At 65.4% G+C, this 19,112-nt stretch carries 21 protein-coding genes; 1 reads left to right on the top strand and 20 read right to left on the bottom strand.

The genetic code is table 11. From position 1 onward, the window contains the following. Nucleotides 1–476, bottom strand: a 476-nt coding sequence (locus tag HMPREF2924_RS02800; RefSeq protein ID WP_070700331.1) for a hypothetical protein, incomplete at its 3' end; no start/stop codon positions are given. A 180-nt stretch (nucleotides 477–656) separates the two neighbouring features. Between HMPREF2924_RS02800 and HMPREF2924_RS02795 the strand changes: the two genes are divergently transcribed. Continuing rightward, a complete protein-coding gene (locus HMPREF2924_RS02795) occupies nucleotides 657–1,607 on the top strand; it encodes an aldo/keto reductase (protein WP_003129791.1) in 951 nt (316 codons plus the stop codon). Between the two features lie 88 nt (nucleotides 1,608–1,695). Here the strand turns inward: HMPREF2924_RS02795 and HMPREF2924_RS02790 are convergent, their stop codons facing one another. From HMPREF2924_RS02790 to HMPREF2924_RS02700, 19 genes are all read right to left on the bottom strand, one after another. Further along, nucleotides 1,696–2,283 carry a YidB family protein gene (locus HMPREF2924_RS02790; protein WP_003129788.1) on the bottom strand — a complete coding sequence of 196 codons (588 nt, stop codon included), beginning with the start codon at nucleotides 2,281–2,283 and terminating at the stop codon, nucleotides 1,696–1,698. Nucleotides 2,284–2,416: 133 nt separating this feature from the next. Beyond that, a complete protein-coding gene (locus HMPREF2924_RS02785) occupies nucleotides 2,417–3,211 on the bottom strand; it encodes an amidohydrolase (protein WP_003092781.1) in 795 nt (264 codons plus the stop codon). Continuing rightward, on the bottom strand, nucleotides 3,199–4,347 hold the full coding sequence (locus HMPREF2924_RS02780) for a pyridoxal phosphate-dependent aminotransferase (protein ID WP_003129786.1): 1,149 nt from the start codon (nucleotides 4,345–4,347) through the stop codon (nucleotides 3,199–3,201). Before HMPREF2924_RS02780 ends, HMPREF2924_RS02785 begins: the two co-directional genes overlap by 13 nt. A 307-nt stretch (nucleotides 4,348–4,654) precedes the next feature. After that, nucleotides 4,655–6,136: a ribosome biogenesis GTPase Der gene (gene der / locus HMPREF2924_RS02775; RefSeq protein WP_003092786.1), complete on the bottom strand. Its 1,482-nt coding sequence runs from the start codon at nucleotides 6,134–6,136 to the stop codon at nucleotides 4,655–4,657. Nucleotides 6,137–6,213: 77 nt separating this feature from the next. After that, nucleotides 6,214–7,356: an outer membrane protein assembly factor BamB gene (gene bamB, locus HMPREF2924_RS02770; protein ID WP_003129775.1), complete on the bottom strand. Its 1,143-nt coding sequence runs from the start codon at nucleotides 7,354–7,356 to the stop codon at nucleotides 6,214–6,216. Nucleotide 7,357: 1 nt separating this feature from the next. Beyond that, entirely contained in the window at nucleotides 7,358–8,002 is a 645-nt protein-coding gene (locus HMPREF2924_RS02765) for a YfgM family protein (protein WP_003137855.1), read from the bottom strand. A gap of 26 nt (nucleotides 8,003–8,028) precedes the next feature. Next, on the bottom strand, nucleotides 8,029–9,318 hold the full coding sequence (hisS, locus tag HMPREF2924_RS02760; protein ID WP_003092797.1) for a histidine--tRNA ligase: 1,290 nt from the start codon (nucleotides 9,316–9,318) through the stop codon (nucleotides 8,029–8,031). Between the two features lie 18 nt (nucleotides 9,319–9,336). Beyond that, nucleotides 9,337–10,452, bottom strand: coding sequence for a flavodoxin-dependent (E)-4-hydroxy-3-methylbut-2-enyl-diphosphate synthase (ispG, locus tag HMPREF2924_RS02755; protein ID WP_003092800.1), 1,116 nt, complete (start codon nucleotides 10,450–10,452; stop codon nucleotides 9,337–9,339). Beyond that, entirely contained in the window at nucleotides 10,449–11,492 is a 1,044-nt protein-coding gene (locus tag HMPREF2924_RS02750; protein WP_003129774.1) for a RodZ domain-containing protein, read from the bottom strand. Before HMPREF2924_RS02750 ends, ispG begins: the two co-directional genes overlap by 4 nt. Then, a complete protein-coding gene (gene pilF / locus HMPREF2924_RS02745; protein WP_003092804.1) occupies nucleotides 11,489–12,247 on the bottom strand; it encodes a type 4a pilus biogenesis protein PilF in 759 nt (252 codons plus the stop codon). The genes HMPREF2924_RS02750 and pilF overlap by 4 nt, the downstream gene beginning before the upstream one ends. A gap of 17 nt (nucleotides 12,248–12,264) precedes the next feature. Then, complete coding sequence (rlmN, locus tag HMPREF2924_RS02740) at nucleotides 12,265–13,404, bottom strand: dual-specificity RNA methyltransferase RlmN (RefSeq protein ID WP_003092809.1); 1,140 nt, start codon at nucleotides 13,402–13,404, stop codon at nucleotides 12,265–12,267. A 24-nt stretch (nucleotides 13,405–13,428) separates the two neighbouring features. After that, on the bottom strand, nucleotides 13,429–13,860 hold the full coding sequence (ndk, locus tag HMPREF2924_RS02735) for a nucleoside-diphosphate kinase (RefSeq protein ID WP_003092811.1): 432 nt from the start codon (nucleotides 13,858–13,860) through the stop codon (nucleotides 13,429–13,431). A 243-nt stretch (nucleotides 13,861–14,103) separates the two neighbouring features. Then, nucleotides 14,104–14,304, bottom strand: coding sequence for a Fe-S cluster assembly protein IscX (gene iscX / locus HMPREF2924_RS02730; protein ID WP_003092814.1), 201 nt, complete (start codon nucleotides 14,302–14,304; stop codon nucleotides 14,104–14,106). A 25-nt stretch (nucleotides 14,305–14,329) separates the two neighbouring features. After that, on the bottom strand, nucleotides 14,330–14,668 hold the full coding sequence (fdx, locus tag HMPREF2924_RS02725; protein ID WP_003092818.1) for an ISC system 2Fe-2S type ferredoxin: 339 nt from the start codon (nucleotides 14,666–14,668) through the stop codon (nucleotides 14,330–14,332). A 6-nt stretch (nucleotides 14,669–14,674) separates the two neighbouring features. Then, on the bottom strand, nucleotides 14,675–16,534 hold the full coding sequence (hscA, locus tag HMPREF2924_RS02720) for a Fe-S protein assembly chaperone HscA (RefSeq protein WP_003092822.1): 1,860 nt from the start codon (nucleotides 16,532–16,534) through the stop codon (nucleotides 14,675–14,677). A gap of 42 nt (nucleotides 16,535–16,576) precedes the next feature. Continuing rightward, complete coding sequence (gene hscB / locus HMPREF2924_RS02715; RefSeq protein ID WP_003092824.1) at nucleotides 16,577–17,098, bottom strand: co-chaperone HscB; 522 nt, start codon at nucleotides 17,096–17,098, stop codon at nucleotides 16,577–16,579. A gap of 7 nt (nucleotides 17,099–17,105) precedes the next feature. Beyond that, a complete protein-coding gene (gene iscA / locus HMPREF2924_RS02710; RefSeq protein WP_003092826.1) occupies nucleotides 17,106–17,429 on the bottom strand; it encodes an iron-sulfur cluster assembly protein IscA in 324 nt (107 codons plus the stop codon). A 27-nt stretch (nucleotides 17,430–17,456) separates the two neighbouring features. Beyond that, nucleotides 17,457–17,843, bottom strand: a complete 387-nt coding sequence (gene iscU, locus HMPREF2924_RS02705; RefSeq protein WP_003092829.1) for a Fe-S cluster assembly scaffold IscU — start codon at nucleotides 17,841–17,843, stop codon at nucleotides 17,457–17,459. 35 nt (nucleotides 17,844–17,878) lie between these two features. Further along, nucleotides 17,879–19,093, bottom strand: a complete 1,215-nt coding sequence (locus HMPREF2924_RS02700) for an IscS subfamily cysteine desulfurase (protein WP_003092832.1) — start codon at nucleotides 19,091–19,093, stop codon at nucleotides 17,879–17,881. Nucleotides 19,094–19,112: the final 19 nt, after the last annotated feature.

Raw genomic sequence — 19,112 nt, 5'->3', positions numbered from 1 at the left:
GGTCTCAGGTGAGCTTCATGCGATTGCCTTGGCATCACCACCGGGATCGCTACCGACAGGACCGCCAGCATGAACAGCAGGCCGATCCCGGCCGCCCGCCAGTTGGAAATGAACGCTCCGCCCGCTGCCTTGTGGCTGTCCAGGGCCGGACCGAAGGCTGATTTGGCGTAGTAGACCATGCCGAATATCTGCGCCACCGTGAAGCCGATCGAGGGGATGTTCTCCGGCAGTATCGCGCCCAGGACCGGCAGCAGGACGAACAGGCCGAGGCCGACCAGCCAGGTTTTCCCGACTTCCTGCGCCCGTCCCAGGCGACGGAGATTCACCGCCGCGAGGAAGGCGCCGGCCAGGGGCGTGCCGATGAAGGTACCCAGACCGATCGCGGAAAGCCTGTACAACGGCTCGACATGGGTGGCGTCAGGCTCGTCCAGGCGGGCCTCCGGCGGGCGGAACGGATTCTCGGTGTCGCTGTTCATGCGTGTGCTCCCTGCGGATCTTTACTGAAGCTTTACCAGGGCCGGCATTGGAAAATCCCGGCAACCGGCAGAGTCTATAGGACGCCGCGCGCCGGCTGAACATTCCGCGCCCGCCGGGAGTCACAGCAAGACGTGCGAACGAAAGCGCCCACACAGGACCGCACTCAGGAGGGATGACGCATGACCACACGCAAACTCGGCAACTCCGGCCTGGAGATACCGGCACTGGTATTCGGCGGCAACGTCTTCGGCTGGACTGCCGACGAAAGCACCTCCTTCAGGCTGCTGGACGCCCTGCTCGACGCCGGCCTGAACTGCATCGACACCGCCGACGTCTATTCGCGCTGGGTTCCCGGGCACCAGGGCGGCGAGTCGGAAACCCTCATCGGCAAGTGGCTGAAACGCACCGGCAAACGCGACCGCGTGGTGATCGCCAGCAAGGTCGGGATGGACATGGGCAATGGCCACAAAGGCCTCTCCGCCGCCTATATCGAGCAGGCCCTGGAGCGCTCGCTACGACGCCTGCAGACCGACTACCTGGACCTCTACCAGTCGCACACCGACGATCCCCACACCGACCTGGAGGAAACCCTTTCCACCTATGGCGAACTGATCAAGAAAGGCAAGGTGCGGGTCATCGGCGCCTCCAACTACGACGCCCGGCGCCTTCTCGAGGCACGCCAGGTCAGCGCCCGGCTTCACCTGCCGAGCTACCAGAGCCTGCAACCCGAATACAACCTGTACGATCGCGCCGACTACGAGACCAACCTGGAGCCGACGGTGGAAGAACTCGGTATCGGGGTGATCAGCTACTACTCGCTGGCCAGCGGCTTCCTCAGCGGCAAGTACCGCAGCCAGGCCGACACCGCCGGGCGAGCCCGGGGGGAGAAGGTGAAGGGTTATCTCAACGAGCGCGGCGTGGCCATCCTCGCGGCGCTCGACGAAGTGGCCGAGCAGTACAACGCCAACCCGACCCAGGTCGCCCTGGCCTGGCTCATCGCTCGCCCGACGGTGACCGCGCCGATCGCCAGCGCCACCAGCCTGGAACAGCTCGACGACCTGATCGCCGCCACCCACCTGAAGCTCGACGAACAGGCGATCCACCGCCTGGACAGCGCCAGCGCCTATTGACCGACCTGCCGTCGGCGGGCGGCCTCGCCCCGTTGCGTAGAGCGGATAACCGTATCGCGGCTATCCGCCCCGCATCGACGGGAAAGCCTTAGCTGAAGCGCGCCAGCAGCGAACCGATGTCCAGGTCGCCCTGTGGCGCCTGGCCGTCCGGCGTCAGCTTGTTGACCAGTTCCGGCAGCAGGCTGCTCAGGTGTTCGGCCGCCTCGCCCTGGCTGACTCCGGCGGAGTCCGCCAGTTGCTGCAACTGACCGTCGCCGAAGGCGCGGGAAATGTCCGCCGCCGACACCGACTGGTTCGGCCCAGCGCCGATCCAGGAATTCAGGGCATCGCCCAGGCCTGCGTTCTGGAGCATCTGGAACAATCCGCCGAGTCCGCCCAGGGAGCCGGCCTCCACGCCCGGCGCCGCCTGCCCGGCACCGCCCGCGGCGCCACCGAGCAGATCGCCGAGGACGCCACCCAGCCCGCCGCTCGCAGCCCCGCCGCCGGCGCCACCAAGGATGCTGCCCAGCGAACCGAGCAGACCACCGCCATCGCCACCGCCCTGTGCCGCACCGCCCTGGCGCGACATCAGCATGGTCACCAGCCCGATCAACAGGGCCACTTTCGGATCGCGAGCACCTCCCTGTCCTTCAGAGCCACCCAGCGCCGAACCGAGAATCGAATCGAGCAGTCCCATTGGTCTTCCTCCTGATCTGATGCCCACGGCGCGGCGCCGCGGGATACGGGTAACTCCATTCCCGGCACTGCGCCATCATGCGCAGCGCCGGGTCATGGCCTCGGACATCGACCGGAAGCGGACGTTCCGGCACTCAAGGATGGATTTCGAAGCGATCCGCGTCCATGTAGGCCGGGAAACGCTGGCGATAGGCCGCCAGTGCCGCCGCGTCCAGCCGGACGCGGAACACGCCGTCGGCGTCCGCCGCGTTGAACAGGCTGTCGCCCTGGAAGTCCAGGACCTGGCTATCCCCAGCGTAGCGCAAGGCGTTGCCGTCTTCGCCGATACGGTTCACCGCCACCACGTAGCAAAGGTTCTCGATCGCCCGCGCCGGCAGCAGGCGGTTCCAGTGCTGTCGACGAGGCGCGGGCCAGTTGGCGGTGTAGAGCAACAGGTCGGTGTCGTGCGGGTCGCGGCTCCACACCGGGAAACGCAGGTCGTAGCAGATCAACGGGCGCACCCGCCAGCCCTTGAGTTCGAACAGTTCCTGGCGTTCGCCGGGACTGTAGTGCTCGTGCTCGCCGGCCATGCGGAACAGATGGCGCTTGTCGTAGTGCAGCATCTCGCCGTCCGGACGCGCCCAGAGCAGGCGGTTGCGATGGCTGCCGTCGGCGAGCTGGACGATCAGGCTGCCGGTGACCACCGCACCAAGGCGCCGGGCCTGCTCCAGCAGCCAGGCATGGGTCGGCCCCAGCTCGGGCTCGGCCTGCTCGGCCGAAGCCATGCTGAAACCCGTGGTGAACATCTCCGGGAGGACCACCAGGTCGGCGCCGGCGGCGCTCTCCAGCAGGGCGGCGAAATGCTCGCGGTTGGCCTGGGCGTCGTGCCAGGCCAGGGAGGATTGGACCAGGGCGATGTCCAGGTCCGGCAGAACCGTCAGATCGCGCATAGCTTTTCCGCTGCCTGACGCAGCGTCTCCTCGCGTTTGGCGTAACAGAACCGGACCAGCCGCATGGCGTCCGGCGCCTTTTCATAAAACACCGAAACCGGGATCGCCGCCACTCCGTGTTCGCGGGTCAGCCACTCGGCCATGGCCACGTCGTCCAGGTCCGGACGGACGGCCGAATAGTCCACGCACTGGAAGTAGGTGCCCGGCGCACGGGTGAAACGGAAGCGAGAGTCCAACAGCAGGTCGCAGAATAGGTCGCGCTTGGCCTGGTAGAAACCGGGCAATTGCCGCAAATGTTCGGGATGGCCGGCCATGTAGTCCGCCAATGCCCATTGCAGCGGCGTGACGCCACAGAAGTTGACGTACTGGTGAACCTTGCGCAGCTCCGCGCTGAGCGCCGGCGGCGCGACCACGTAGCCGGTCTTCCAGCCGGTGACGTGGTAGGTCTTGCCGAACGAGCTGACCACGAAGGAGCGCGGATACAACTCCTCGTGGGACAGCACGCTGGTATGGGCGACACCGTCGAACACCAGGTGCTCGTAGACCTCGTCGCTGATCAGGTAGATATCCCGGTCGCGGATCAACGCGGCCAGGCGGTCCAGTTCCTCGCGGTTGATCAGCGCGCCGCTGGGGTTGTGCGGGGTATTGATGATGACCAGCCGGGTACGCGGCCCGATGGCCTCGGCCATGCGCTGCCAGTCGATGGAGAAGTCCGGCAGCGCCAGCGGCACGTGCACGCAACGCCCGCCGGCGAGTTGCACGGAGGGTTCGTAGCTGTCGTAGGACGGGTCGAGTACCACCACTTCGTCGCCCGGATGGACCAGCGCCTGGATCGCGCTGAAGATCGCCTCGGTCGCCCCCGGCGTGATGGTCACCTCGCTGTCGGTGCTCACCCGGCGTCCATAGAACTGCTCGATCTTCTTCGCCACCTGCTCGCGCAGGGCCGGCAAGCCGGTCATCGGCGCGTACTGGTTGTGCCCGGCGGCGATATGCCGGCCTACCGCCTCGCGCAGCTCCGGCGGACCGTCGAAATCGGGAAAGCCCTGGGAGAGGTTGATCGCGCCACACTCGGCGGCCAGTTGCGACATGCGGGTGAAGATGGTGGTGCCGACATTCGGCAGCTTGCTCTGAATCATCGGGACTTCCTGCAGAGACTCGCCGGACGACAGCCCGGCCAGACGGGTGGCAGGGCAGGATAGCCGATCCGGGAGCGACGCTGCAGGGGCACGCCTTAGAAAAAACCGTGGCCGCTTCAGGTCAGAGGGGAATATGGGCCAGGCGATGGCGCAGGACGAACAACCGCCTCGCGATCATTCGTCGCCACGACAGGGCATCGGCGGTCAACGCCGGCGGCCTGGTTCGTCCCGCGGGCTACAGCCGCGGCCAATGAAAAAGGCCCGACAGGGATACCTGCCGGGCCTTTCGACGAAGGAAACGCCACCCTCAGCGGCGCTTGTCCTTCTTCTTTTTCTCGGCTTTCTTGTGGTGCGACATCAGCCGGCGCTTCTTGTTGACCTGGCGCGCGGTCAGCGAGTTCTTCTTGCCCTCGTAGGGGTTCTCGCCGCCCTTGTACTCGATGCGGATCGGCGTACCGACCAACTTCAATACCCGCCGGTAGGTCTTCTCCAGGTAGCGGGTGTAGGCCTTCGGCACCGCGTCCACCTGGTTGCCGTGGATCACGATCAGCGGCGGGTTGGCGCCGCCCAGGTGGGCGTAGCGCAGCTTGATCCGGCGACCGTTGACCATCGGCGGCTGGTGCACCTGCACGGCGTCCTCGAGGATGCTGGTCAGGCGGCTGGTCGGCCAGCGGGTCACCGCCGAACGGAAGGATTCCTGGACCGACTTGTAGAGATGGCCGACGCCGGTGCCATGCAGGGCCGAAATGAAATGGATGTCGGCGAAGTCGACGAACAGCAGGCGCCGCTCCAGTTCGGTCTTCACGTAGTCACGCTCGGCCGCCTCCATGCCATCCCACTTGTTCAGGGCGATGACCAGGGCACGGCCGGTCTCGAGGACGAAGCCGAGCAGGTTGAGGTCGTGCTCGACCACCCCTTCGCGGGCGTCCATGACGAAGATCACCACGTTGGCGTCCTGGATCGCCTGGAGGGTCTTCACCACCGAGAACTTTTCCACCGCCTCGAAGATCTTGCCGCGACGCCGCACGCCAGCGGTGTCGATCAGGGTGTACTTCTCCTCGTTGCGCTCGAACGGGATGTAGATGCTGTCGCGGGTGGTGCCGGCCTGGTCGTAGACGATCACCCGCTCTTCGCCGAGCATGCGGTTGACCAGGGTCGACTTGCCCACGTTGGGCCGGCCGATGATGGCGATCTTGATCCCGTCCTTCTCGCTGGGACCAGGAATCCGGGTCGGTTCCTCGCCTTCGGCGACCTCTTCGCTCGCCGGCTCGCCCTCGCCTTCTTCCTCCGCGTTGTCCTTGGGGAAGATCCCCAGGGCTTCCTGCAGCATATGGTTGATGCCGCGACCGTGGGCGGCGGCGATCGGCAGCGCATCGCCCAGGCCCAGCGGGCTGAACTCGGCACGAGCGAGATCGGGATCGATGGTGTCGACCTTGTTGGCGATCAGGAAGCTGCGCTTGTTCCGCTTGCGCAGGTGCTCGGCGATCATCTGGTCGGCGGCGGTCATGCCGGCGCGCGAATCGACCAGGAACAGGACGGCATCCGCCTCCTCGATGGCCTGCAACGATTGCTCGGCCATTTTCGCATCGATGCCTTCCTCATCGCCGGAGATGCCTCCGGTATCGATGACGATATAGGTGCGGCCCTGCCAGCGCGCCTCGCCGTACTGGCGATCGCGGGTCAGGCCTGCGTACTCCGCCACGATGGCGTCGCGCGACTTGGTCAGGCGGTTGAACAGAGTGGACTTGCCGACGTTCGGGCGACCCACCAGGGCAATAACGGGAACCATGCGGCTCTCCACGAGAATTCAGAAAACACAAAGGCCGCTGACGTCGGACGGCAGCGGCCGGACACTTGAAACCCAGTCTAGCGGATGGTGTAGGCGACGAGCTTGCCACCGTTGCCGAACACGTACATCCAGCTCCCGACCACCAGCGGACGAACCCGCACGCCATCGCTGTCGACCCGCTCGCGACCGACGAAGCGACCGTCCACCTGGCTCAGCAGGTGCACGTAGCCTTCCAGGTCGCCGACCACCACGTTGCTGGAGAACACCGCCGGAGCCGACAGTTGGCGACGCGCCAGAGCGTCGTTGTTCCACAGCGAAGAGGCGCCGCGCGAATCCAGGCCTTCCACCGAACCGCTGGCCTGGCTGACGTAGATATTGCCGAAGCCTTCGGCGACGCCGACGTAGCTCGACGCTTCGCGCTGCCAGAGCAGGCGGCCGCTGTTCACGTCCAGCGCCGCGGCACGGCCCTGGTAGCTGACCACGTAGAGGGTGTCGCCGGACAGCAGGAGGCCGCCGTCGATGTCCACCACGCGATCCAGTTCGGAACGCCCCTGGGGAATCGCTACCCGCTGCTCCCAGATCGGCAGGCCGCGCTGTACGTCGACCGCCACCACCTTGCCGCTGGCCAGGCCAGCCAGGGCCATGTTGCCGGCGATCAGCGGCGCGCCGGTGCCGCGCAGGGTCAGCACCGGCACGGTGCTTTCGTAGATCCAGCGCTGGTCGCCGCTGGCCGCATCGAGGCCGATCAGCTTGTCGTCCTGGGTCTGCACCACCACCACGTCGCCGTTGGTGGCCGGCGCCGACAGCACTTCGCTGTTGACTCGCTTGGTCCACTTCTTCTTGCCGGTGGCTTCGTCGAGGGCGATCACGTCACCGCGCAGGGTACCCACCAGCACCAGGCCGTAGCCAACGCCGACACCGCCGGAAACCGGACGTTCCAGGTCCTTCTTCCAGAGCACGTCGCCGGTCTCGCGCTGGATCGCCATCACCCGCCCTTCGGCGGACGCGGCGTAGATGCTGGAACCATCGACGGCCGGTTCGAGCAGGTTGTACAGGTCGCCCTGGCCATCACCGACCGAGCGGCTCCACTGCTTGCTCAACACGACTTCCTCTTTGAAGTCGGTCAGTTCGGCGGGCGGGAGTTCCTTCTTGCTGTTGCTGCTGCAACCCACGACCGCCAGGGCCAGGGCGAGCAGCGCCGCGTGTTTCCATTGCACCATCTCAGGCCTCTCCCTTGGACAGGTCGTCGAGCTTGATCTGCAGGGCATCGCCGGCACCGTCTTCGGGCAGCGACTGCTTGGCTTTCTCGTAGGCCGCGCGGGCCTCGTCGGTGCGCTTGAGCTGCACCAGCAGGTCGCCCTTGAGCTCCTCGCGGGTAGAGACGTAGGCCTTGTCGGCGTCGCCATCGAGCAGCTTCAGGCCTTCCTCGACCTTGCCCTGGGCCGCCAGGACCCGGGCCAGGCGCTGCCGCGCCAGTTCGCCGAGGGTGGCGTCGGCCGGCTTGTCCATGACCGCCTTCAGCTCGGCAACGGCGTCATCCAGCTTGCCGCTGTCGACCGCGACCTTGGCCACGAACAGGCTGCCGTACTGGGCATAATGGGTGCCGCCGAACTCGCTCTTCAGCTTGCCGGCCAGCTCCGCCACCTTCGCCGGATCCGGCTGGCCGGCCGGATTCAGCGCGGTTTCGATCAGTTGCTGGTAGACGATCGAGGCGCCCTGCGCCTGGTTGGTCTGGTACTTCTGCCAGGCCTGCCAGCCGAATACCACTGCCAGCGCGAGGATGCCGCCGGTGACCAGGGGCTTGCCGTTGCGCTGCCACCAGTCCTTGATCTGCGCCAGGTCTTCGTCTTCGGTACGCGATGTCACCCCAATCACTCCTATTCTTTATGTTCTCAAGCCTGTGCCAGACAGGCTGCCAGGTGCTCGGGCAGAGCATCCCAGGCAATGCTTTGTTGCTCGCCCTCGTCACGCAGGGGCTTGAAACCTACCACGCGATTGGCCACCTCGTCCTCCCCGAGGATCAGGGCAAAGCGCGCGCCGCTCTTGTCGGCCTTCTTGAACTGGCTCTTGAAGCTACCGGCGCCGGCGTTGACCAGCAGGCGTATGCCGGGAATGGCGCTGCGCAATTGTTCGGCCAGGGTCAGGGCGGCCAGCTCGGCCGGTTCGCCGAAGGCGCAGACGTAGAGGTCGGCCGGACGGTTCAGTTCGGCGGGGATCACCCCCAAGGTTTCCAGCAGCAGCACCAGGCGTTCCACGCCCATGGCGAAACCGACGCCCGGGGTCGGCTTGCCGCCGAACTGGCTGACCAGCCCGTCGTAGCGGCCACCGCCGCAAACGGTGCCCTGGGCGCCAAGCTTGTCGGTGACCCACTCGAAAGCCGTGCGGCAGTAATAGTCCAGGCCGCGCACCAGCTTCTGGTTGATTTCGTAGCGCAGTCCGACAGCATCCAGGCGGGCCTTGAGACCCTCGAAGTGGGCGATCGATTCTTCGTCGAGATAGTCGTGCAGGGTCGGCGCGCCGACCAGCAACGCCTGGGTGCTCTCCACCTTGCTGTCGAGGATTCGCAGCGGATTGGTGGTCATGCGCCGCTGGCTGTCTTCGTCGAGTTGCTCGAAGCGCTCCTGCAGATAGGCCACCAGGGCCTCGCGATAGCGTGCGCGGGCCTCGCTGGAACCGAGGGTGTTGAGCTGCAGGGTCACCGCGTCGGCCATGCCGAGCTTCTGCCACAGGCGCCAGGTGAGGATGATCAACTCGGCGTCGATGTCCGGACCGGGCAGGTTGAAGACTTCCACGCCGATCTGGTGGAACTGCCGGTAGCGACCTTTCTGCGGTTTCTCGTAACGGAACATCGGCCCGGTGTACCAGAGCTTCTGCACCTGGCCACCGCCGCTCAGGCCGTGCTCCAGCACGGCGCGCACGCAACCGGCGGTACCTTCCGGACGCATGGTCAGGGATTCGCCGTTGCGGTCGAGGAAGGTGTACATCTCCTTGTCGACCACGTCGGTGCCTTCGCCGATGCCGCGGGCGAAGAGTTCGGTGAACTCGAGGATGGGCAGGCGGATCTCGCTGTAGCCGTAGCCGTCCAGCAGGCCGGCGAAGGTGCGTTCCAGATAGCGCCAGGCCGGAGTCTGCTCCGGCAGGATGTCGTTCATGCCACGAATGGCTTGCAGGGACTTGCTCACGTAGGGTCCTTAAACGGGTCAGCCGCGGGCGATCAGGCTCGCATCGGCTTCGGCCTTCTCGGCCGCCTTCTGGCGGATCAGCCGTTCCAGCTCGTCCACCAGGTTGTCGTTGGTCAGTTTCTGCGACGGCTTGCCGTCGATATACACCAGGTTCGGAGTGCCGCCGGTGAGGCCGACATGGGCCTCCTTGGCTTCGCCCGGACCGTTGACGACGCAACCGATCACGGCCACGTCCATCGGTACCAGCAGGTCCTCCAGGCGCCCTTCCAGCTCGTTCATGGTCTTCACCACGTCGAAGTTCTGCCGCGAACAGCTCGGGCAGGCGATGAAGTTGATGCCACGGGAGCGCAGGTGCAGGGACTTGAGGATGTCGAAACCGACCTTGATCTCCTCGACCGGATCGGCAGCCAGGGAAATCCGGATGGTGTCGCCGATTCCCTCGGCCAGGAGCATGCCCAGCCCCACCGCCGACTTCACCGTGCCGGAGCGCAGGCCGCCGGCCTCGGTGATGCCCAGGTGCAGGGGCTGCTCGATCTGCCTGGCCAGCAGGCGATAGGCGGCGACGGCCATGAAGACGTCGGAGGCCTTGACGCTGACCTTGAAGTTCTGGAAGTCCAGCTTGTCGAGATGATCGACGTGGCGCATGGCCGATTCGAGCAGGGCTTCCGGGGTCGGTTCGCCGTATTTCTTCTGCAGGTCCTTTTCCAGCGAACCGGCATTGACGCCGATACGGATCGGGATGTTGCGCTCGCGCGCGGCGTCGACCACGGCCTTGACCCGGTCCTCGCGACCGATGTTGCCCGGATTGATGCGCAGGCAGTCCACTCCCAGCTCGGCGACGCGCAGGGCGATGCGATAGTCGAAGTGGATGTCGGCGACCAGCGGCACGTTGACCTGCTGCTTGATCTTGCCGAACGCCTCGGCGGCGTCCATGTCGGGGACGGAAACCCGCACGATGTCCGCACCGGCATCTTCCAGCCGGCGGATCTGCGCGACGGTGGCAGCGACGTCGCAGGTCTCGGTGTTGGTCATGCTCTGCACGGCGATCGGCGCATCGCCGCCCACCGGGACGTTGCCGACCCAGATTTTCCGAGACTTGCGGCGAATGATCGGAGAAGCGCTATGAATGCTCATTGTCCTACCTTCAGACGGGCCGTTTCGCCGCGGACGAAGGGGGTCACGTCCACCGGCTGGCCGTTGTAGCTGACCTGGGCGCCGCGAGCGAAACCGAGGCGCAGCTCCAGCGGGGCCTTGCCGGCCAGTTCCAGGCTGTCGCCCTTGCGCTTCAGCGCGCTGACCAGGACCTTGCCGTTGGCGTCGGTGACCTGGGTCCAGCAATCGGCGACGAACTGTACCTTGACCACCCCCTGGCCCTCGCCGGCCACCACGGGCGCGGCGGCAGGTTCGCTCGGCGTTGGCGGGGCGGCCGGACTGGCCGTCGCCGGAACGGCTGGAGCATTACCGGGAGCGGGAGCCGTGCCGGCAGGCGCGGCGGTAACAGGCTGCTGGGGCGCGGAGGGGGTGCCCTGGGCCGGAGCGGCGGGAACCTGCGCGCCCTCGCTCGCCACCGGCGGCGAACCCTCGGCCTGGGCGGCGACTTCCGGAGAAACCTCGGCGGGCGCTTGCTCGCCTTCCTTCTGCGCTTCGATCACCGCCTGGTCTTCAGGCTCGTCCAGGGTATGGATCTCGGTGGTGCCGTCGGCGCTTTCCACTTCGACATGCTCGAGGCTCAGACCGGCGGTTTCCGGCGTGCGCGCGGAATGCTCCTGCCACCAGAAGTAGCCGAAGCCGATCAGCAGGGCGAGCAGTAACAGACTGACGATACGCAGCACGTTGCGCGACAGGCGCACCGGCTCGGCGACCCGTCCCAGGCTCTGTACGGTGCTGCCGCTGGCATTGGTGCCGGTGAAATGGTCGAAGCTGTTGACCAGCTCGGCCTGGTCGAGGCCCATGAGCTTGGCGTAGGCGCGGATGTAGCCGCGCGAGAAGGTGTGCCCCGGCAGCTTGTCGAACGCGCCGTTTTCCAGCTGACGCAGCGAATTCTCGGTCAGGTTCAGTTGCCCGGCCACCTGCGACAACGACAAGCCCTTCTGCTCGCGCGCCTGGCGCAGGGTTTCCCCGGGGTTCTGACGGGAAGCGGTGGCTACGACTTCGGGCTGCGGCGCTTTCATCATTTTTCCGCCTGGAATTCCTGATATTCGGGAGAGCCTGGGTACAGGCGTTTCAACTGCAGGCCATAGCTGGCGGCCGTGTCGCGGTCCTCGAAGACCTTCGCGAGACGAATGCCCAGCAACAGGCTGCGGGCGTTCTGCCCGCCGCCCTGGGCAAAGAGATCATAGTACTGGCGAGCCGGCACGTACTCGCGCTCCTTGTAGAGCAGGTCGGCCATCTCCAGCGCGACGCTGGGCTGGTTACGGTTCAGACGCAGGGATTTCTCGAAGTACTCCTTGGCCTGGGCCGGTTTCTTCATTTGCAGCGAAACCAGGCCGAGGTTCTCGAAGACCCGCGAGCGCTCGGGATAGAGGGTGTCCTGGCTGGCCTCCAGGAGACGCTGATAGGCCTCCTCGTAGCGCTTCTGCTCGTAGAGGAAACCGCCGTAGTTGTTCAGTACCCGGGCATTGCGGCTATCGCTGGCGAGCGCCTTGCGGTACTCCTCGTCGGCCAGCTTGGGCTCCATCTCGGTCTGGAACACCACCGCCAGCGCGGCATGCGCGTCGGCGCTGGAAGGGTCGATCTCGAGGGCCTTGCGCAGCGGCACCTTGGCCTGCTCGGTGTTCCCCCGCTGGAGATAGCCGAGGCCGAGCTGGATATAGGCATCGCGCGCCTCGTCACGGCCCTTGTCGGTTTTCAGGGGATTCTGATCTCCGCTCGTCACGCAGCCTGTCAGCCCAACTGCCAACAGGAACACCAGCGCGGCGCGTACAGTCATCGGAACCCTCCTCTCACTCAATTTCGATTCGCCGCCGACTCGGACTCGGCCAGTTGGCGCACGGCAATATAACGTTCGCTCCGGCGGGTACGATCCATGACCTGGCCGACCAGCTGGCCACAGGCTGCGTCGATGTCGTCGCCGCGGGTGGTACGCACGGTCACGTTGAAGCCGCCCTTGTGCAACATGTCCTGGAAACGCCGGATGGCATTGTTGCTCGGGCGCTCGTAGCCGGAGTGCGGGAATGGATTAAACGGAATCAGGTTGATCTTGCAAGGCGTGTCTTTCAGCAATGCGATCATCTGCTCAGCATGCTCGGGCTGATCGTTGACATCCTTGAGCAGGGTGTACTCGACGGTCAGCACGCGCTTCTCGCCGAGCCGGGAAATATACCGGCGGCAGGCATCCAGCAGCATGCCCAGCGGATACTTCTTGTTGATCGGCACCAGCTTGTTGCGCAACTCGTCGTTCGGTGCGTGCAGCGACAGGGCCAGGGACACGTCGATCACCTCGCCGAGCTTGTCGATCATCGGCACCACGCCGGAGGTGGACAGGGTCACCTTGCGCTTGGAAATACCGTAGCCGAGGTCGTCCATCATGATGTTCATGGCGGCGACCACGTTGTCGAAGTTCAGCAGCGGCTCGCCCATGCCCATCATCACGACATTGGTGATGGCGCGGTCGATCTTGGCCGGAACGGTACCGAACGACTTGTTGGCGATCCACACCTGGCCGATCACCTCGGCGGCGGTGAGGTCGCTGTTGAAACCCTGCTTGCCGGTGGAGCAGAAACTGCAATCCAGGGCGCAGCCCGCCTGGGAGGACACGCACAGGGTGCCGCGTCCGCCCTGGGGGATGTACACGGTCTCGACGCAACTGCCGGACGCCACCCGGACCACCCACTTGCGGGTGCCGTCGGCGGAAATATCCTGGCTGACGATCTCGGGACCGCGTATCTCGGCTGAGGCCTTGAGCTTTTCGCGCAAGGCCTTGCCGACGTTGGTCATGGCGTCGAAATCGTCGACGCCAAAGTGGTGAATCCACTTCATGACCTGGCCGGCCCGGAAACGCTTCTCGCCGATGGACTCGAAGAACTGTTCCAGCTGCGGCTGGGTCAGGCCCAGCAGGTTCACCTTGCCGGCGGTGGTCGTTGTCATGGTTTCACCCTCACCCACGCTCGATCAGCGAATGCGCTCGCAGACTTCGGTAGCCGCGAAGAAATAGGCGATCTCGCGAGCGGCGGAAGCTTCGGAATCGGAACCGTGGACGGCGTTCTCGTCGATGGAGACGGCGAAGTCGGCGCGGATGGTACCGGCGTCGGCTTTCTTCGGATCGGTGGCGCCCATCAGCTCGCGGTTCTTGGCGATGGCGTCCTCGCCTTCCAGAACCTGGACTACAACCGGACCGGAAGTCATGAAGGAAACCAGGTCCTTGAAGAACGGACGCTCTTTGTGCTCGGCATAGAAGCCGCCGGCTTCACGCTCGGACAGCTGAACCATTTTAGCGGCGACGACGCGCAGGCCGGCTTTCTCGAAGCGGGTCAGGATTTCGCCGATCACGTTCTTGGAAACGGCGTCCGGCTTGATGATGGACAGGGTGCGTTGCAGTGCCATTGGTAAAACTCCGAAACAAGGTTGTCTAGCATGGGCGGCCCCGCCAGCGGGGCGGGACGCCGTGATTCGTTCAGGACGCTGACGAAAACGGCCCGAAAGGGCCGGAATCAGCGTGGCTGCGCCTGGCATCGGGCCCGGCGCGCCTAGCCTGGAATGCGCCCGCGGGCGATTTCAGGCCTTACCTAAAATAAAACCCGCGAATTATACGCGGGTTCCCGGCAAATGCGTAGGGCGGGCCTATGGCTAGTCCCGCTCCTCGATCCAGGCGGCCTGGATGGCCTCCAGGACTTTCTCCCCGCTACGCTGAGGATCGTCGGAGAACTCTGGAAGTTCCACCACCCAGCGCCGCAGATCGACGAAGTTGACGTATCGCGGATCGACCTCCGGCTTGCTTTCGTCGAGCTGGATGGCGATTTCCAGCACATCGGTCCATTTCAGGCTCATTGCACGCTCCTCTCTACCGCCGGGCTCAGTGGCCTTCCGACACCTGGTTGATGGTGTACTTGGGAATCTCGACCACCAGGTCTTCGTCGGCCACCACTGCCTGGCAGGATAGCCGCGAATCGGGCTCCAGACCCCAGGCCTTGTCCAGCATGTCGTCTTCGAGTTCGTCGGACGGCTCCATGGAATCGAGGCCTTCGCGGACGATTACGTGGCAGGTCGTGCAGGCGCAGGATTTCTCACAGGCATGCTCGATCTCGATGCCATTGCGCAACGCGGCATCCAGGATGGTTTCGCCGGGCTTCGCCTCGAATACCGCCCCCTCGGGGCAGTGGTCGGCATGGGGCAGAATCACGATCTGCGGCATCTTCGCTTATTCCTCGATTTCGTTGAGCCGGCGGCCGGAGAGCGCGGCCTTGACGGTCGCGTCCATCCGCCGTGCGGCGAAAGCGTCGGTCACCTGGGACAGGCGCTTGATCTGGTTCTCGATGGCCGCGGTGTCGCTACCACCGGCCAGTTCACGCAAGGTGTCCATCTGCGCCGCGATGGCCAGGCGCTCCTCTTCGTCCAGGAGCCGCTCGCCGTCGACGTCCAGCGCCGACTGCACGGCCTCCAGCAGCCGCTGCGCCTCGACCTGCTGTTCGCGCAGGGCGCGGGCAGCCTTGTCGTCGCCGGCGTAGTCGAAGGAGTCCTTGAGCATCCGCGCGATCTCGCCGTCGGTCAGCCCATAGGACGGCTTGACCTGGATGCTGGCCTCGACGCCGGAACTCAGTTCGCGTGCGGACACGCCGAGCAAGCCGTCGGCGTCGACCTGGAAGGTCACCCGGATTTTCGCCGCGCCCGCCACCATCGGCGGAATGCCGCGCAGCTCGAAGCGCGCCAGCGAACGACAATCCTTCACCAGCTCGCGCTCGCCCTGCAGCACGTGGATCATCATGGCCGTCTGGCCGTCCTTGTAGGTGGTGAACTCCTGGGCGCGCGCCACCGGGATGGTGGTATTGCGCGGAATCACCTTCTCCATCAGCCCGCCCATGGTTTCCAGGCCGAGCGACAGCGGAATGACGTCCAGCAGCAGCAATTCCTCGCCGCGCTTGTTGCCGGCCAGGGCATCGGCCTGGATGGCCGCGCCGATGGCGACCACCTGGTCCGGATCGATATCGGTCAGCGGCTCGCAGCCGAACAACTCGCCAACCGCCGTGCGCACACGGGGCACGCGGGTCGAGCCACCGACCATCACCACAGAGCGGATTTCTTCCAGATCGACACCGGAGTCGCGCACCGCTCGGCGGCAGGACTTCAGGCTGCGAGCGACGAACGGCTCGATCAACTCGTCGAGCGTCGCCCGGCTCAGCTCGCCGCTCCAGTCGCCGTAGGCGACCCGGACCGACGCCTCGTCGGTAAGACGCTCCTTGGCCGCACAGGCGATTTGCAGCAACTGCCGCTGGCTGCCCGGGTCCAGATCGGCAGAAAGGCCAGCCTGCTCGATCACCCAGCCAGCGATGGCATGGTCGAAGTCGTCGCCGCCCAGGGCCGTATCGCCGCCGGTGGCCAGGACTTCGAAGACACCGCGGGTCAGGCGCAGGATAGAAATGTCGAAGGTTCCACCACCCAGGTCATAGATGGCCACCAGGCCTTCCGCGCCCTTGTCCAGGCCGTAGGCCACGGCGGCGGCGGTCGGCTCGTTGAGCAGGCGCAGGACGTTCAGTCCGGCCAGGCGCGCGGCATCCTTGGTAGCCTGGCGCTGGGCGTCGTCGAAATAGGCCGGCACGGTGATCACCGCACCCACCAGCTCGCCACCGAGGGTGGTTTCGGCGCGCTGGCGCAGCTCACGCAGGATGTCCGCCGAGACTTCCACAGGACTCTTCAGCCCCTGTACGGTCTCGATGAAGGGCATGTGCGACTCGCCCTGGCGGAAGCGGTAGGGCAATTGCTCGCCCAGTTGCTTGACGTCCTCCAGGCCGCGCCCCATCAGACGCTTGACCGAAATGATGGTATTGAAGGGATCCTTCGCGGCGGCCGCGCGGGCGCTCTCACCCACTTCCGCCCGCTCGGCGTGATAACGCACCGCGGAAGGCAGGATCAGGCGCCCCTGCGCATCCGGCAAGGGCTCGGCGACGCCGCTACGCACCGCGGCGACCAGCGAATTGGTGGTACCCAGGTCGATCCCAACCGCCAGGCGACGCTCATGGGGCTTGGGACTCTGACCGGGCTCGGCGATCTGCAGTAGGGCCATGCTCTGTCTTAACTATGGGGTGCGACCCGGGGGCCGCAGGGATTAATCGTCGAGTCGCTCTTCCAGCTGGCGCACTTCCTGCGCGAGCTTGTCGAGGAACTGCATGCGACGGACCAGGCGTTCGGCCTCTTCGCGGCGCTGCGCATCGTCCCAGCACGCGGCGAACTCGCGCTCCAGCTCGGCCTGGGCGGCCTTGAGCCGACGCTTGAAGGTCGCCACGCCGGCCAGGTCGGCGCTGTCCTGCAACTCCTCCAGTTCCTCGCGCAGCTGCATCTGCTGCAGGAGAAACTCCGGATCCTGCACCGTAGCCTCCAAGGGCAACTCGTGACCACTCAGGGTCAACAGGTACAGGGCCCGGCGCGGAGCGCTCTTCAGGGTCTGGTAGGCCTCGTTCAGTTGCGCCGCGCGCTCCAGGGCGAGACGCTGCTCGCGCTCGGGAGCGTCGGCGAAACGGTCGGGATGGACGCTGCGCACCAACTCGCGATAGCGCTGGCCGAGCTCGTCGAGATCGACCAGGAAAGCCGGTTGCAGGTCGAACTGGGCGAAATGACAGGGTTTACCCACGCCGGCCTCAGACGTTGAAGCTTTCGCCGCAGCCGCATTCGCCACGAACGTTGGGATTGTTGAACTTGAAGCCTTCGTTGAGCCCTTCGCGAGTGAAGTCCAGCTCGGTGCCATCGAGATAGACCAGGCTTTTCGGGTCGATGATGACCTTCACGCCATGGTTCTCGAAGACCAGGTCCTCGGCCGCCAGTTCATCGACGAATTCGAGGACATAGGCAAGCCCGGAACAGCCAGTGGTGCGCACGCCAAGACGGATACCCTCGCCCTTGCCGCGCCCCTCGAGGGAGCGCTGCACGTGTTTGGCGGCGGCTTCGGTCATGCTGATGGCCATTGCAACTCCTTACTCGTCACGAGCGGCTTAGAGCAAACCCTTCTTCTGCTTGTAGTCGCGAACGGCGGCCTTGATGGCGTCTTCGGCGAGAACGGAGCAGTGGATCTTCACCGGCGGCAGGGCCAGCTCTTCGGCGATGGTGGTGTTCTTGATGGTTTCCGCCTCGTCCAGGGTCTTGCCCTTCATCCACTCGGTGGCGAGGGAGCTGGAGGCGATCGCGGAACCGCAACCGTAGGTCTTGAACTTGGCGTCTTCGATCACGCCCTGCTCGTTGACCTTGATCTGCAGGCGCATCACGTCGCCGCAGGCCGGCGCGCCGACCATGCCGGTGCCGACGTTGGGATCGGCAGCGTCGAGCTTGCCGACGTTGCGCGGGTTTTCGTAGTGGTCGATGACCTTTTCGCTATATGCCATGGCTAATCCTCACGTTTTTCCGGGGCACGAGGCGCTCAGTGCGCCTGCCATTCGACCTGGGACAGGTCGACGCCCTCTTTGTACATATCCCACAGCGGCGACAGTTCGCGCAGCTTGGAAACGGCCTCGACCACCTTCTTCGCGGCATAGTCGATCTCTTCCTCGGTGGTGAAGCGACCGAAGGTGAAGCGGATGGAGCTATGCGCCAGTTCGTCGTTGCGGCCCAGGGCGCGCAATACGTAGGACGGTTCCAGGGACGCCGAGGTACAGGCCGAACCGGAGGAGACCGCGAGGTCCTTGAGCGCCATGATCAGCGACTCGCCCTCGACGTAGTTGAAGCTGACGTTGAGGTTGTGCGGGACGCGGGAGGTCATGCTGCCGTTGATGTAGAGCTCTTCCAGGCCGTCGATCTGCGCGAAGAAGCGGTCGCGGAGCGCCAGCACGCGGGCGTTCTCCTGGGCCATTTCTTCCTTGGCGATGCGGAACGCCTCGCCCATGCCGACGATCTGGTGGGTGGCCAGGGTGCCGGAGCGCATGCCGCGCTCGTGGCCGCCGCCGTGCATCTGGCCCTCGATGCGGACGCGCGGCTTGCGCCGGACATAAAGCGCGCCAATGCCTTTCGGGCCGTAGGTCTTGTGCGCGGAGAAGGACATCAGGTCGACCTTGAGCTTGTCCAGGTCGATCTCGACCTTGCCGGTCGACTGTGCGGCGTCGACGTGGAACAGCACGCCGCGGGAGCGGGTCAGCTCGCCGATGGCGGCGATGTCGTTGACGGTGCCGATCTCGTTGTTCACGTGCATGACCGAGACCAGGATGGTGTCGTCACGCAGCGCCGCCTCGACCAGTGCCGGAGTGATCAGGCCATCTTCGCCTGGCTCCAGGTAGGTCACTTCGAAACCTTCGCGCTCCAGCTGGCGGCAGGTGTCGAGGACCGCCTTGTGCTCGATCTTCGAGGTGATGATGTGCTTGCCCTTGCCCGAGTAGAAGTGCGCGACGCCCTTGATCGCCAGGTTGTCGGACTCGGTGGCGCCGGAGGTCCAGACGATCTCGCGGGGATCGGCGTTGACCAGTTCGGCCACCTGGCGACGGGCGTTCTCCACGGCCTCCTCGGCTTTCCAGCCGAACACGTGGGAACGCGAAGCCGGGTTGCCGAAGTTGCCGTCCATCAGCAGGCATTCGCTCATTTTCTGGGCGACGCGGGGATCGACGGGAGTGGTCGCGGAGTAATCGAGGTAGATCGGCAATTTCATCAGGTAACTCCTACAGGCT

The organism is Pseudomonas sp. HMSC063H08 (genome assembly GCF_001813645.1).
Taxonomy (GTDB): Bacteria; Pseudomonadota; Gammaproteobacteria; order Pseudomonadales; family Pseudomonadaceae; genus Pseudomonas; species Pseudomonas aeruginosa.
Note: the sequence above shows the minus strand (reverse complement) of the source record. Positions and strands in the feature narration are given on the sequence as shown.

Excerpts from the sequence above, each read along its gene's own strand:
- HMPREF2924_RS02750 (WP_003129774.1), bottom strand. The coding sequence starts at position 11,492 with ATGATGAAAGCGCCGCAGCCCGAAGTCGTAGCCACCGCTTCCCGTCAG.
- HMPREF2924_RS02790 (WP_003129788.1), bottom strand. The coding sequence starts at position 2,283 with ATGGGACTGCTCGATTCGATTCTCGGTTCGGCGCTGGGTGGCTCTGAA.
- bamB (WP_003129775.1), bottom strand. The coding sequence starts at position 7,356 with ATGGTGCAATGGAAACACGCGGCGCTGCTCGCCCTGGCCCTGGCGGTC.
- ispG (WP_003092800.1), bottom strand. The coding sequence starts at position 10,452 with ATGAGCATTCATAGCGCTTCTCCGATCATTCGCCGCAAGTCTCGGAAA.
- fdx (WP_003092818.1), bottom strand. The coding sequence starts at position 14,668 with ATGCCGCAGATCGTGATTCTGCCCCATGCCGACCACTGCCCCGAGGGG.
- der (WP_003092786.1), bottom strand. The coding sequence starts at position 6,136 with ATGGTTCCCGTTATTGCCCTGGTGGGTCGCCCGAACGTCGGCAAGTCC.
- HMPREF2924_RS02780 (WP_003129786.1), bottom strand. The coding sequence starts at position 4,347 with ATGATTCAGAGCAAGCTGCCGAATGTCGGCACCACCATCTTCACCCGC.
- ndk (WP_003092811.1), bottom strand. The coding sequence starts at position 13,860 with ATGGCACTGCAACGCACCCTGTCCATCATCAAGCCGGACGCCGTTTCC.
- HMPREF2924_RS02795 (WP_003129791.1), top strand. The coding sequence starts at position 657 with ATGACCACACGCAAACTCGGCAACTCCGGCCTGGAGATACCGGCACTG.
- iscU (WP_003092829.1), bottom strand. The coding sequence starts at position 17,843 with ATGGCATATAGCGAAAAGGTCATCGACCACTACGAAAACCCGCGCAAC.
- HMPREF2924_RS02700 (WP_003092832.1), bottom strand. The coding sequence starts at position 19,093 with ATGAAATTGCCGATCTACCTCGATTACTCCGCGACCACTCCCGTCGAT.
- hscA (WP_003092822.1), bottom strand. The coding sequence starts at position 16,534 with ATGGCCCTACTGCAGATCGCCGAGCCCGGTCAGAGTCCCAAGCCCCAT.
- HMPREF2924_RS02785 (WP_003092781.1), bottom strand. The coding sequence starts at position 3,211 with ATGCGCGATCTGACGGTTCTGCCGGACCTGGACATCGCCCTGGTCCAA.
- rlmN (WP_003092809.1), bottom strand. The coding sequence starts at position 13,404 with ATGACAACGACCACCGCCGGCAAGGTGAACCTGCTGGGCCTGACCCAG.
- iscA (WP_003092826.1), bottom strand. The coding sequence starts at position 17,429 with ATGGCCATCAGCATGACCGAAGCCGCCGCCAAACACGTGCAGCGCTCC.
- iscX (WP_003092814.1), bottom strand. The coding sequence starts at position 14,304 with ATGAGCCTGAAATGGACCGATGTGCTGGAAATCGCCATCCAGCTCGAC.
- pilF (WP_003092804.1), bottom strand. The coding sequence starts at position 12,247 with ATGACTGTACGCGCCGCGCTGGTGTTCCTGTTGGCAGTTGGGCTGACA.